This is a genomic window from Veillonella parvula, assembly GCF_032472435.1.
GTDB lineage: Bacteria > Bacillota > Negativicutes > Veillonellales > Veillonellaceae > Veillonella > Veillonella parvula_N.
The window spans coordinates 480,435-493,328 of record NZ_JAWEGM010000002.1; the positions used below are offsets into that span (position 1 = coordinate 480,435).

A 12,894-nucleotide genomic window follows, 5' to 3' on the forward strand; every position below is an offset into this window, starting at 1 on the left:
CTAGCCCTCAAGCACTGCCGATACCACTGTATCAATGCGCTCCTCATCCTGACCTTGTTCTTCAAATGGCAAGCGACGTAAGCGATGTTTTAACGCTAATCGTGCCGCCACCTTGAGGTCTTCCGCTGTAATTTGGTTGCGACTGTGAAAGGCTGCATGAGCACGAGCCGTATGCATCATCGTAATGTCTGGGCGATGTCCATCAACGCCGACACCTATGCTGATACTCGCTATTTGCAACAACACATCATCAGATGGGATGATGCCTGGCAATACTTCACGAGCTTGTAATAAACGTTCGTGCAGACTACGTTCTGATTCCTTGTAAGACGCTACAAAGCTTTCAGCATTGTCGCCAAAGGCGAGGCGACGCTTGATTACCTCCATACGTTGTGCCGGGTCCTGTTCTCCATAGACCATAACAGATAGTCCGAAACGGTCTAGCAATTGAGGTCTGAGGTCGCCTTCTTCAGGATTCATCGTTCCTACGAGGATAAAACGAGATGGATGAGAATGGCTCACCCCTTCCCGCTCTACCGTATTCACCCCCATAGCCGCCACGTCTAGCAAAATATCTACAATGTGGTCATCTAATAGATTAACCTCATCTACGTAAAGAATATTTTGATGGGCTGCGTGTAAAATACCCGGTTCAAAGGCTTTTACACCCTCTTGCAATGCCTTTTCCAAATTTATGGATCCTACAACGCGATCTTCTGTAGCATTGATAGGTAGCTCAACAACAGACATCGCTGATGCGCCTGTTTCCATAGGAGGTAACAGATTCGCTAACGCACGTACAGCCGTAGACTTAGCAGTGCCTTTTTCGCCTTCAATTAAGACACCGCCGATTGATGGGTTTATGGCATTGAGCAACAAGGCCAATTTCATTTCATCTTGACCAACAATAGCAGTAAATGGATATAGCATACGCCTAACCTCACTCAGATTCGCAATACAAAATAGTCACCATACATAATAAATCAATAACCCTAGGAAAACTCTAAGTATCGTAATCCATTCTAACTATTTCAGATTTGGATCAATAGACATTTCTGAAGTAACTTCGGTTTGTTTGAAGTCATCAATCTTTGTAGTTCCTTTTGGGAATACAAAGATACGTTGTTGTTTAAAGTACGGATCATCGTAAACCGCGGCCGATAAACGGAACGCATTTCGTAAATTTTCTGCCGTCAATACATCTCGAGGTGCACCTACATCAACGATGTGACCATCACTAACTAAGACGAGTTTAGTGCAATATTTTGCGGCTAATTCTAAGTCATGAACGACAATTAAAATCGTTTTACCTTCGTCACATAATCTGCGACCCTCATGAAAGATATCGTCAGCATATACTAGATCGAGGGCAGCCGTCGGCTCATCTAGTAATAGGACCTCTGTTTGTTGTGCCAAAGCCTTTGCTAAGAATACCCGTTGACGCTCACCGCCACTCAAAGATTGTACAGAACGATTCCGCAGATGATAAACGCCTACCTCTTTCATAGCCTGTTCAACGATAACTTTATCTTCAGGGCCTTCTTGTTCCCACCATTTCAAATAAGGATAACGAGCGGTCATTACAATATCGATGGCTTCATAATCGAAGGAAACATTTACAGACTGTTGCATATACGCCACATGATGAGCGATTTCTTTATCGCTCAAAGAAGAGATGCTTTTACCATCCCACAAAACATCTCCACCAGATGTAGGATAAAGGCCACGTAATGCTTTTAACAACGTTGTCTTACCAGAGCCATTAGGGCCGATAATGCCTACGAACTCGCCTCGGTCAATAGCAAAGGATGCCTCTTTTACAATGGTTGTATCTCCTAATGTGACAGATAGAGATTGAACATCTAGTTTCATTAGGCCCCTCCTTTACGACGCAAGCGATGAAGTAAATATAGAAAATATGGTGCCCCTAATAGAGCCGTCATGATACCTACGCGAATCTCAACTGGCTGAGCAATAACGCGACCTAATGTATCACAGAATACGAGGAATAGTGCGCCTCCAACGGCCGCCATAGGCAATAGTATTCGATGATCTGGCCCTACTAAGATACGTACAATATGTGGTACCACAAGACCTACAAAGCCAATAGAACCACTGACGCACACCGCAGTAGCAGTAACGACAGATGCCAAAAACAGGAATAACATGCGGTACACCATAACAGGCAAACCCAAGGCACGCGCCTCTGTATCGCCAAGGACAAGTACGTTGAGGTGACGACCGAGCATCATCAAAATGACACTACCCGTCATGATAGGTCCTACCGCCAATAGAACATGGTCCCATCGACGATAATCGAGGCCACCTACCATCCAGAATAAAAATTCCCGCAAGCGATATTCATTAATCATCGTCAAGATGCCCGATGTAAAAGCACCGAGCAGCATACTAACAGCTACACCAGCAAGCAACAAGGTGGTCGTGTCGAGCTTGTTATTACGCCATGTTAACAATATAGTAATCCCAACGGATACAAAGGCCCCGACAAAGGCAAAGGCAGGCATGTAAAACATGCCAAGAGATGTTACACCAAGGGCGATGGCGATAACCGCACCGAGAGATGCCCCTGCGGATACACCCATAATACCTGGATCAGCCAACGGATTCGAGAATACCCCTTGCATAACGGCGCCAGCGATTGCCAAGGCACCGCCTACGAGCAGTCCAATGATAAGGCGTGGCATGCGGATAAACCACAGTACCGCCTCTTGTTCAGCAGAAATAGGTTCAGTAAAACTCACTGGTATGCCCATACCATTCAAAATACTTTGGACGCCCCCTCCAATAGGAATCATAATGGTCCCTACATGGAGTGCCAATAAGCTCACTATACATAGCAATACCCCAATCAGAGTGATCGCCATGATGCGTTGTTTCTGTTTAGTCATGAGAATTCCTTTCTAATTGAGGATACACAGTATGCATAATGGCTAGCATTGCTTCACCAATATGCTGATTCATTGTATATAAGTACGCTGCCGGTAAGGGCTTAACGCGATTTTCCTTAATAGCAGGTAGATTTTGAAAGGCTGGATTCTTTAAATATCTATCCGCCAAATTCTTGTCCATTCCCTTATAGGATGGAATAAAAATATAGTCTGGATTCATGGCTAGCACACGCTCCTCCCCAAAGGGTATTCGTGGTGGTAATCCAATCCGATCAGGTGCATTATAGATGCTCATATAGTGACACATATCATCAAAAAGGCTTCCTGTGCCCGTGTATCCGTCCATAGATGACACAAAGAGAACCGTCTTGCGCTGCTCAAGTGGAATAGATTCCGCTAGGTGCTTTATTTCATCTATTTCACGATGAATCTTCCGATTGTAAAAGCTACCCTTTTCATCTTCCCCGATAATATGAGCAATCTCCATCACATTCTGAATCACTCCGTCCACCGTAGAAGGGGTAGGTACCACAACAGTGGCTATACCCATGTGCCGTAAACCATAGATAACATCAGCCGATATATAATCTGGCGCTATAACGAGATCCGGTTTCAAGGCTATAATTTTCTCCAAAGGATACGAGCTCAACACAGGTTTTACCAACTTTGCGCGCTTTGCCTCTAGCGAATATTCCTCATAGGTAGACAATTTATTAATGCCTGCTAAACGCTCTGGTTCTATAAGTCCTAATAAAATTGTGTCAAATGCAGAGGACAGTGATAAAATCCGCTTTGGATGCTCTGGAACAGCAACTTGAACGCCATCGTGACTTTCCACATAACGAGTATATGGCGTTACACCATCCTCAGATTGAGGTCCACAACCTGTTAAACATACACAAAGGAGTATCATCAAACATATGAAAAATCCAATTTTCTTGTTCATGATGATACTCCTTGTATAGTTCTAATTAGTGATTACATAAAGTCTAGAATTTTTGAGTATAGCTGAGTTGGTAATTAAATGGTTCATCCCAGTATTCCCAGTCACCGTTGGAAATAACATTGTGACGGTTCAACAAGTTACGTGCATCTAGCCGCAAGGATGAGTTTTCATTGAACTGATAGCCTACGTATGCATTCCAAGCTACGAGATTAGGATTAATGCCGCCATCGCGGTTCTTCATCCGTTTTGTAACAAAGTTGATGCTAGTACCTGCAGTCCAGGTTGAGCTGTTATAATGGATTCCCCCGGTAAATTGCAATTTAGGATTAGCTTGTTTCCAATAGGTCTTATCGATTTCTCGTTGTTTAGGATTGGAATACGATGCTCCCACAGTCATCTTCAAATGATCTGTTAATTTACGGTCATATTGAGCTTCGATACCAACATTTCTATAACGACCACCATTTACGCGAATCGTGTTTTTACCATTGCTATCTGGTTTCCAAGAGAAGAAGTTTTTAAAGTCCATATAGAAGAGCGCTACTTTCCAGCTGTCTTTGTTAGTAATGTGTTTATAGCCTAATTCATAATTCCAACCTTCTTCAGGTTTCAAATTGCGTCCACTAACAGAGGCATAGCCTTTATTAATTTTCTTGAAAGTATCGCTTAGATTCGGCATTCTAAAAGCTTTACCAACATTTATATACATGGATGATTCCTTGTTGATACGATGTTGTAATTGGAACTGAGGAATTAATACGCGCTGATTTTTCACAGGGTCTTTAATATCCGAATAACGCAAGCCTAAAATACTAGTCCATTTAGGATTGATTTGATAAGAGTATGTACCATAAACGGCATAACTATTGCGATGTGGATTTCCATAGTACGGACCAGATGTGGTGCGATATGTTTCTCGTTTACCAAGTACACCCGCAATAAAATAGTCCTTACCACCGCGGAAATCCCATTCATGTTGTACATCAAAACCATATTGTCGAGCAATATAGTTATTATCACTCAACGTATATGCCTTTTTGCTATGTACGCGACTTTTACCATACAAATCTCTATCGTTGTAGAAGATTGTACCTGTAGTATTGCCATCTTTATAAACTAAAGACGCATTATTTTTAGTATCTTTATAAGCATATGTTGTAGAGTGAAGCTTTTGCTTAATAGGATTCGTTTCTGTACTTAACTGTCCAAAAGAAGAATTACCTTCAAAGCGGCTAAAGTTCAAAGTCAACTTATCATTTAATTTACCGCTCATAAATACACCTAAAGAATTCCCTTTGTTACGAGCTGTATAATATTCATACCCTCTAGCATAACCACCGATATCGGAGCGGATAGGGGTTTCAGGATCTTGAGCGCCAAAAAAGTTACGTTCCACACCTATTAAGAAGCGAGGCGTCCCATAGTTAATTTTATAAGTTTGGCGGCCCATATTACCAAAACCTATCGTAGCAGAGCCCCCTTCTTTACTTGGAGTCTTAGTAATTACATTGATAACACCACTCATAGCATCAGCGCCATATAAAGCAGACGCTGCACCTTTTAATACTTCAATGCGTTCAATAGAGCTAGTCGGAATAGAGCTAAGTCCGCCCTTGCCATTGAGGTTCATCGGTACCCCATTCATGAGAATCAAAGAGCCCCGTTCAAGACCACGGATATTCACACGGCTATCCATAGCCCCATATTCAAGACCAGATGCACCATAGGAAAAAGACGTAATGCCGGGTACCATATTAACCGCATCAAATGCATTTTTGGCACCACTATTAGCTAAGTCCTTTTGAGTAATAACATCCATCGCAGCCGGCGTATCTAAATCTAAAAGAGCCATGCGATTTGCTGTTACATTAATAGTATGGATTTCAGATACTCCATTAGTTTCACTTGATGCAGCTGTAGTGGGAGTCTTATCAGCACTTACCTCTGCTGCATATCCATTCACAGACAATCCTATCAATGCTAAACCTACAAGTATAGATATACGATGCTTAATTTGTTGTCTCATACCAAATGCCTCACTTAACACATATATATATTCACACAATTATATAAACTACATATTTGTATTATTACACATTTATTTGGACCGCACAAAACCCATACCCCTACCACTACTGCATTCTCGGGGGATTGTATCGTTAATACATATTAAAATTTTTGTGTATAACTTAATTCATAATTGAATGGTGCATCCCAATATTCATAATCTCCATTGGATACCACATTATGACGATTCAAAAGATTGCGTGCATCGAGGCGTAATGTAGCATCTTTATTAAAGTGATACCCAACGTAAGCATTCCAAAGAGCAATGTTAGGGTTCAAGCCACCATCGCGATTGCGCAAACGTTTGGTTACAAAGTTCAAAGATGTGCCTGCATCCCACGTAGAGCTTTTATAATGAACACCGGTTGTAAACTGTAACTTAGGAGCCGCTTGTTTCCAATAGGTTTCATTCATTTCCTTTTGTTTTGGATTAGAATAAGAACCACTTACACTCATTTTGAGTCGATCTGACAAATGTCTACTATACTCAGCTTCAATCCCAACATTGTGGAATTTACCACCGTTTACGCGAACGGTTGGGCGACCATTTACATCAGGTTGCCATTGGAAGAAGTTCTTGAAGTCCATATAGAACACGTCCACCTTCCAGCTATCCTTCTTATTAAGGCGTTTATAACCTAATTCATAGTTCCAACCCTCTTCAGGCTTAAGATTTTTACCACTTACTGCTGTGTATTGGCGGTTTACACTGCGGAATGTATCACTCAAGCTAGGCATCGTGTACGCTTTCCCTATATTTAAGTACATGGAGGAATCTTTATTGATGGTATGCAACAATTGGAACTGAGGCGTTAACACATGTTGGTCCTTAATAGGATCACTAATAGCTGTATAGCGCAAGCCCAAAATGGCAGTCCATTTTGGATTGATTTCACGAGAATAGCTACTGTACACCGCATAGGTATTACGATGAGGCCGTGTGTACACAGGGGCCTGTGTGGCACGATAGGTTTCTTGCTTACCTGTAACCCCGGCAATCAGGTAGTCCTTACCGCCTCTAAAGTCCCATTCATGTTGTACATCTATACCATATTGACGAGCTACATAACTGGTTTCGGTCGGCTTGAACTGTTTAGCACTATGAACACGGCTTTCACCACGCATAGTACGGTCATTATAAAACAATGTTCCCGTCGTATTGTCATCCTTATAAATCAAAGATGCATTGTTGCGGTCATCCTTGTAATGATATGTCGTAGAATGATGAGCCTGTCTCATAGGATTTGTTTCTGTACTAATCAGACCAAAGGAGGAACGGCTTTCAGCGCGATTATAATTTAAGGTTATCTTATCTGAAAGCTTACCACTCATGAACACGCCTAAGGAATTACCCTTGTTGCGCGTAGTGTAGTAATCATAACCCTTGCGACCCGTATAGTCATACCGCACAGGTGTAGATGGATCTTGAGTTCCCCAGTATTTTCTATCAATTCCAATAAGAAAACGATCAGTACCATAAGAAAGATCAAATCGCTTAGCCCCTCGATTGCCCACGGCTACTGTAGCAGAACCGCCCTCTTTTGACGGCGTCTTTGTAATGATATTTATAACGCCACCCAAAGCTTCTGCACCATATAAGGTGGAGGCTGCCCCCTTCACGACTTCGATGCGCTCAATCGCACTAGTAGGTATAGAGCCAATTCCGCTCTTACCATTTAAGTTCATAGGTACACCGTTTACAAGAACAAGTGCACCGCGATCGAGACCACGAATATTCGTACGGCTATCCATGCCACCAAAATCTGCGCCAGACGCACTAAAGGAGTTAATGGTTACACCCGGTACATTAGCGACCGCATCAAAAGCCGTCTTAGCACCGCTATTTTGTATATCCTCTTGAGTAATAACAGAAGTCGATACTGGTGTATCTAAATCTAATAACGATGTACGATTAGCTGTTATATTAATAATATTTGCCGCCTCTTGACTTTGATTAGTTGTTACATCTACAGTATAACCATTAGTAGTCACACTAAATAAACCTATCATTGTGGCCGCGTATACATATTTGTTCATTCCATTTATCATCCTATATCTTCTATTAAAAACTATTTGAAATCTATTAATTTATAGCTTAAATACTGCAACAACGGACAATTTAGTGTAGGGGATACGAGTATCCTCATATCCCCTACATAGTATATTTTCCATATTAAATTTGCTTTTCATTGATTCAATTTCAACTAAATCGAGCTATTCAAATCACTACTCAAAGCTATATCTTATATAAAAAACATCTGATTTAGGTTCGCCAGTTGTATTTATAGCACCACCTGACCTAGCTGCAAGTGCAAGTGCATCATTATCTAGGAGACTAGAGCCACTGCTTTCTTCAATTCTAGCACTTACATAATTACCTTCACCATCAAAATAAACTCTAATAGTAACTACTCCGGTAATACCTCGTCGAACAGCTTGTGGCGGCATTACTTTATTAGCATCTAAGCTAGCTCGGTATTCAGAAACATCAAAGTAACCCGTGCCTTCCGTATTACTAGTACCAGGATTTCCCCCTTCTGAGCCTGGTCCATCATTAGCTTTACCACCATTGCCAGCGTTACCACCACCAGGGCCTGGTACATTGCCACTGCCTGGATTGCCAACAGGATTATCAGTATTACCATTCAAATTGACTGATGCCGTCTCATTACCACCTAAGTAAGGATTCAGATTTTTTAAGCCTTCTGTGGGCTTTCCCGATAAATCAGGCAATACACTACCTGCTTTACCGCCTCCTGCGACTGGTTTGTCGTCAGGTTGAATCTTTAATTTCTCAGGATCTTTCTTCTCTTGAGGAGGTTCTTGCTGCCCCATATCAAGGTTGATAACCAAGTCTTTTTTGGGTGTTTCTGGAGGTTTTATATGACCAAACCAATCACCTACAACACCCCAATATACAAGATTTAATGCCAATGCAGCTACGAAAGGAATTCCATATCGTTTATCTACCATAGAATCACTTCCGTTCTGTAGCTACGCTAACAAACCGAGCACCACTAATTTTAAGATTATCTAAAATATTGATAACGTCCTTATACGCAATATCCTCAGAGGCACGCACAATAAATGCCTGTTGAGGTTCTTTTGCAACAATACCTTGAATTTCATTGCCCAGTTGATCAGGGACAATCTCACGTTCATTCAAATACATCTTATGTGTAGCTGTTAATGAAATCGTGATAGGCTCAATCGTCTTAGCAGAAGAAGAGGAAGCCTTCGGTAAGTTAAGAGGAATTTGTTCCTCTGTATTCATGTACAACGTACTCATCATGAAAAATACGAGCAAGAAGAAAACGATATCAATCATAGGTATAATCATGATGGTAGGTTCTTTTTGTATGCCTACTGAACTACGTTTCATCGTTGACTCCTAATATATAAATCCATAATAGAACCTAATTTTTGCTCTAACTTTGCGATATCTGAATTTACTTTATCTGTGCACCAACTATGGATGGCTAATGCTACGATGGCTACTGAAAGCCCTGTTGCAGTGGCAACCAGCGCTTCGGATACGCCGCCTGTAATAACAGTAGGCGCACCAATATCGCCACCAACGGCCGCGAAGGAGCGGATCATACCAACAACAGTACCCAAAAGGCCAAGTAATGGAGCCATTGTTACCATCATGCTAAGCCAGTTAAGACCACGTTTTAAACGTTCATCCATGTACCCTACCACATCATGTAAACGATTCTCTAAACCTTCCGCACTATATACAGACTCCACGATAGGAGACACGAATCGACTCAATGCATCATCACTATTTTTTATAGAATTCTCTAGAGTAGACCAATTATTACTATTACGACCGGCATCAATGCTATCGGACAACTGCTGTAACTCATGATTGATGTTTCTGTACGTACGAATACGTTCAAATAAAATAGTACATGCTGCTAACATGAATAGTACAAGTGGATACATAACGAAACCACCTGCATTAAATAGGTGAATTGTATACTCCATCATAGCCTCCATATAATATATAAAATTACGTGTTATTTAACAAAAAAATGGTCATCTATATTATTAGATTAACCACCAACATTGACATTATCCTATAAAGTATTTATAAGTACAATAACCCTATACCCCCTACCGTTATGATATTTCTATAGGATTCCATTCTAACTACATATTCCATCCACCTTAAATATACATCTATCCACTATATATAGACAAGATTAAATTCTCGCATAAAAGCTTTATAATTATTATAAAGAATATAATATAAGCATTTATTAAAACTATGCTTAATAAGAGAATTCCTCATATTTTACGGTATAAAATTATTATAATTCACTTCCTACCCTCAAAGGTTTTCTGTATTTTTATGAATCTATTATTGCTTCATGAATATAATTTATTCATACATGAATAATACTTATACTCCAGACTATCCATATCTTTACGGTCTATTTATTACTCCTATAGCGCTCAATATATCTTATAAACTTATTAACTTATACTCAAACTATAAATATTACAATCTATATAAAAAGAGGACTAAGCCTTCATGGGCTCAGTCCTCTGATTATTCTCATTATAATAGCATAAATCCTTAAAGCAAATTATATGCCATGTATAGCTCTTATTTATTTTTTAGCTTTATCAGCTTTTGCCTTTTTATTTTCTTTTACCTTTTTAGGTTTTTCTTGTTTAACCTTTATTGGTTTTTTCGCATTAACAGCAGAACCTGCAGGTTTTACAAATGCATTATTAAGATTTGTTGCCACTTGTAATGCTACGTCCGCATTTGGCGTAGAAACAATGGATTGACCAGCTACCGTTACAGTGTCACCACTATACGATGCAGAACCTGGTGTCACTTGATTATTATGATACAATCGTGCCAATTTACCGGCCATGTAATAAGCACGCTCTTCGCCTGTGTAACGGCCACTACCTGCTGGAGTATAGATATTATCACCGTTTACGTACACAGTACCATTCGATACATTTACATGGTTCCCAGAATAGGCGTACATGCGAGAAATATTATTGTTCACCCGATCGGACAACTTTGGATGGTTGTTAGGTGCTACCACTTGTGAAAGCCCTTCACGGTAGTGTTCCCCCACTTTGTTGCGCAGTACTGCCATAGAACCAGCTGCACCACCCACATTGTATGGAGATTCACTTAAAATCTTAAAGCCTAACTCATCAGCAGCTTTTTCTTGACTCATCGTAAACACTTGATTAGATAAGTAGTTGCCTGCCACATTAGATAAAATAGCCGCACCTTCACTACCGCCAGCAGCAATGCCAACCGCTGTAGAAAGACCGATTTGCTTCTTAGCGCCATTAATAATATCTTTATGCTCACCATGAGAGATTTCATGAGCCATTACATAGGCTAATTGATCATCATCCAGTGTATCTAGAGCACCCTTGTTAATGGACATAACACGGCCAAGTGTGGCAAACGCATTAAACTCCTCATCAGGATTTGCATATACAACGTAAGAACGCTTTACACTAGGTGTAGCCTCTAATGTCTTCATGATTCGATTTACACGCTCTTGGGCTGCACTATCGTTTAAGTAACCAGTTTTCTCTTTTGTGCGCGCCAAACTCTCCTGTTGCCCCTCTGCAGAATTATCCATTTTATTTAATGCAGTAGATACGTAAGCCATAGCAATAGCACCACCAGCTAAGGATTGTACCGCAGCAGAAGCAGCATTGACAGAAGCCGTTTGCATCACAGTAGGTGCCATTGTCACTGCCATAGCAATAGATAAAGTAGCCGCTGTAAGTTTCTTATTCATTCTCTCAACCTCTCAAAATGATAAATATATCACTCATAATTTACATACTATCTATATAATATAGGTTTAGTGTAAATATAGAATGAATAATGGAACAATTATTCATCTATTATAAGATATTGCAAATTGTTATAGTTAATTCAAGCATTGCTGACTATTGATCTGTCGTTACTGGTTTAGCTGAAAGTACTATCGCTTCTTTACCATCTTTAGAAACAGCACCACCATGTGTATAGCCTACTACATCAAAGCCCGCCTCAGCACACTGCTCTGCGATGCTTTCATAATTTTCATTCTTACCACGCGTACATGTAGAAAGATGTACCGTAGTAACACCTTTTTTCTTAAAAGACTCGATTTTCTTAGCAAGATCCCCACCGCTATGTGTGAACCCCACCAACTCAATATCCTCATCAGCATAACGCTCAAAAGAATCCGCTTTATTCATAAATGCTTTCAAACAACCGCCACAAGAACAGCGCTGCATTGTCTCCTCATTAACGAGGACCGCAATTTTCTTAGCCATATGACCTCCTATAAATATGATATAAGCCTAAGTATACCATATCCATGAGAAAAATATGTGCTTCAAAGCACGATAATTAATACTAATTATATAAGTAACTCCTTCAACGTCTACTGCTTTGCTCATTAGTTCCCTTAAAAGAATAAAAATCCATACAAAAAAAGACACACCCTCAGGTGTGCCTTTAGCTTAATCAGCAAGTTCTTATATACGGTTCTTCCCTCCAAAATACTGGGTGTTCGTCGCTGTGGATGGACCTATGTAGCTGCGCTACATATCCATCTTACGCTCCGAACTAAGCGATGCAGTGAATCTGTCGTCGTTTAATTCTTATTACCTTTAACTTGCCCTACTTGCTTCCTTACTGTGGATTTCCCTTCACTGCTTCGCAGTTCGGTAAATCTTACGTTCGGAAGAAAGTGATGCAGTGAATCTGTCGTCGCGTTGCTCCTCCATCTTCTACTGCCCTACTTTTACTGCCCTGCTTACCAGGTCCCCTGGGAGGATAGGAAGCCATACAAAAAAAAGACACACCCTCAGGTGTGCCTTTAGCTTAATCAGCAGCTTCCTATCCTCCCAGGCCGTCTCCAGCCAAGTACTTTCGGCGTTTATGAGCTTAACTACTGTGTTCGAGATGGGAACAGGTGGATCCTC

The 12,894-nt window shown here is 40.7% G+C and carries 11 protein-coding genes and 1 rRNA gene; all 12 read right to left on the reverse strand.

Features of this window, described 5'->3' with window-relative positions:
- The gene (locus E7A03_RS05265) at window positions 1-930 is read right to left on the reverse strand and encodes an ATP-binding protein (RefSeq protein WP_008603333.1); all 930 of its coding nucleotides are present in this window, start codon (window positions 928-930) and stop codon (window positions 1-3) included.
- Window positions 931-1,026: 96 nt separating this feature from the next.
- Window positions 1,027-1,872: an ABC transporter ATP-binding protein gene (locus tag E7A03_RS05270; RefSeq protein ID WP_008603335.1), complete on the reverse strand. Its 846-nt coding sequence runs from the start codon at window positions 1,870-1,872 to the stop codon at window positions 1,027-1,029.
- Window positions 1,872-2,909, reverse strand: a complete 1,038-nt coding sequence (locus tag E7A03_RS05275) for a FecCD family ABC transporter permease (protein ID WP_008715103.1) — start codon at window positions 2,907-2,909, stop codon at window positions 1,872-1,874. The genes E7A03_RS05270 and E7A03_RS05275 overlap by 1 nt, the downstream gene beginning before the upstream one ends.
- Window positions 2,902-3,855: an ABC transporter substrate-binding protein gene (locus E7A03_RS05280; protein ID WP_024060174.1), complete on the reverse strand. Its 954-nt coding sequence runs from the start codon at window positions 3,853-3,855 to the stop codon at window positions 2,902-2,904. Before E7A03_RS05280 ends, E7A03_RS05275 begins: the two co-directional genes overlap by 8 nt.
- A 43-nt stretch (window positions 3,856-3,898) precedes the next feature.
- Window positions 3,899-5,881 (reverse strand): TonB-dependent receptor plug domain-containing protein, encoded by a 1,983-nt coding sequence (locus E7A03_RS05285; RefSeq protein WP_278467288.1) that lies wholly within the window; start codon window positions 5,879-5,881, stop codon window positions 3,899-3,901.
- Between the two features lie 143 nt (window positions 5,882-6,024).
- Window positions 6,025-7,971, reverse strand: coding sequence for a TonB-dependent receptor (locus E7A03_RS05290; protein ID WP_316073805.1), 1,947 nt, complete (start codon window positions 7,969-7,971; stop codon window positions 6,025-6,027).
- A 177-nt stretch (window positions 7,972-8,148) separates the two neighbouring features.
- Window positions 8,149-8,895: an energy transducer TonB gene (locus E7A03_RS05295; protein ID WP_278604385.1), complete on the reverse strand. Its 747-nt coding sequence runs from the start codon at window positions 8,893-8,895 to the stop codon at window positions 8,149-8,151.
- Between the two features lie 4 nt (window positions 8,896-8,899).
- Window positions 8,900-9,304 carry an ExbD/TolR family protein gene (locus E7A03_RS05300; protein ID WP_004694375.1) on the reverse strand — a complete coding sequence of 135 codons (405 nt, stop codon included), beginning with the start codon at window positions 9,302-9,304 and terminating at the stop codon, window positions 8,900-8,902.
- A complete protein-coding gene (locus E7A03_RS05305; RefSeq protein ID WP_004694376.1) occupies window positions 9,301-9,912 on the reverse strand; it encodes a MotA/TolQ/ExbB proton channel family protein in 612 nt (203 codons plus the stop codon). The genes E7A03_RS05300 and E7A03_RS05305 overlap by 4 nt, the downstream gene beginning before the upstream one ends.
- A gap of 629 nt (window positions 9,913-10,541) precedes the next feature.
- A complete protein-coding gene (locus E7A03_RS05310) occupies window positions 10,542-11,714 on the reverse strand; it encodes a M48 family metallopeptidase (protein WP_004697896.1) in 1,173 nt (390 codons plus the stop codon).
- A gap of 154 nt (window positions 11,715-11,868) precedes the next feature.
- The gene (locus tag E7A03_RS05315; protein WP_004697943.1) at window positions 11,869-12,240 is read right to left on the reverse strand and encodes a CGGC domain-containing protein; all 372 of its coding nucleotides are present in this window, start codon (window positions 12,238-12,240) and stop codon (window positions 11,869-11,871) included.
- 555 nt (window positions 12,241-12,795) lie between these two features.
- Window positions 12,796-12,894: ribosomal RNA gene (rrf, locus tag E7A03_RS05320) — 5S ribosomal RNA — on the reverse strand; the annotation flags it as partial.

What these genes read in the sequence shown, in the direction of transcription:
- E7A03_RS05265 (WP_008603333.1), bottom strand. Translation starts at nt 930, where the DNA reads ATGCTATATCCATTTACTGCTATTGTTGGTCAAGATGAAATGAAATTG.
- E7A03_RS05270 (WP_008603335.1), bottom strand. Translation starts at nt 1,872, where the DNA reads ATGAAACTAGATGTTCAATCTCTATCTGTCACATTAGGAGATACAACC.
- E7A03_RS05275 (WP_008715103.1), bottom strand. Translation starts at nt 2,909, where the DNA reads ATGACTAAACAGAAACAACGCATCATGGCGATCACTCTGATTGGGGTA.
- E7A03_RS05280 (WP_024060174.1), bottom strand. Translation starts at nt 3,855, where the DNA reads ATGAACAAGAAAATTGGATTTTTCATATGTTTGATGATACTCCTTTGT.
- E7A03_RS05285 (WP_278467288.1), bottom strand. Translation starts at nt 5,881, where the DNA reads ATGAGACAACAAATTAAGCATCGTATATCTATACTTGTAGGTTTAGCA.
- E7A03_RS05290 (WP_316073805.1), bottom strand. Translation starts at nt 7,971, where the DNA reads ATGATAAATGGAATGAACAAATATGTATACGCGGCCACAATGATAGGT.
- E7A03_RS05295 (WP_278604385.1), bottom strand. Translation starts at nt 8,895, where the DNA reads ATGGTAGATAAACGATATGGAATTCCTTTCGTAGCTGCATTGGCATTA.
- E7A03_RS05300 (WP_004694375.1), bottom strand. Translation starts at nt 9,304, where the DNA reads ATGAAACGTAGTTCAGTAGGCATACAAAAAGAACCTACCATCATGATT.
- E7A03_RS05305 (WP_004694376.1), bottom strand. Translation starts at nt 9,912, where the DNA reads ATGGAGTATACAATTCACCTATTTAATGCAGGTGGTTTCGTTATGTAT.
- E7A03_RS05310 (WP_004697896.1), bottom strand. Translation starts at nt 11,714, where the DNA reads ATGAATAAGAAACTTACAGCGGCTACTTTATCTATTGCTATGGCAGTG.
- E7A03_RS05315 (WP_004697943.1), bottom strand. Translation starts at nt 12,240, where the DNA reads ATGGCTAAGAAAATTGCGGTCCTCGTTAATGAGGAGACAATGCAGCGC.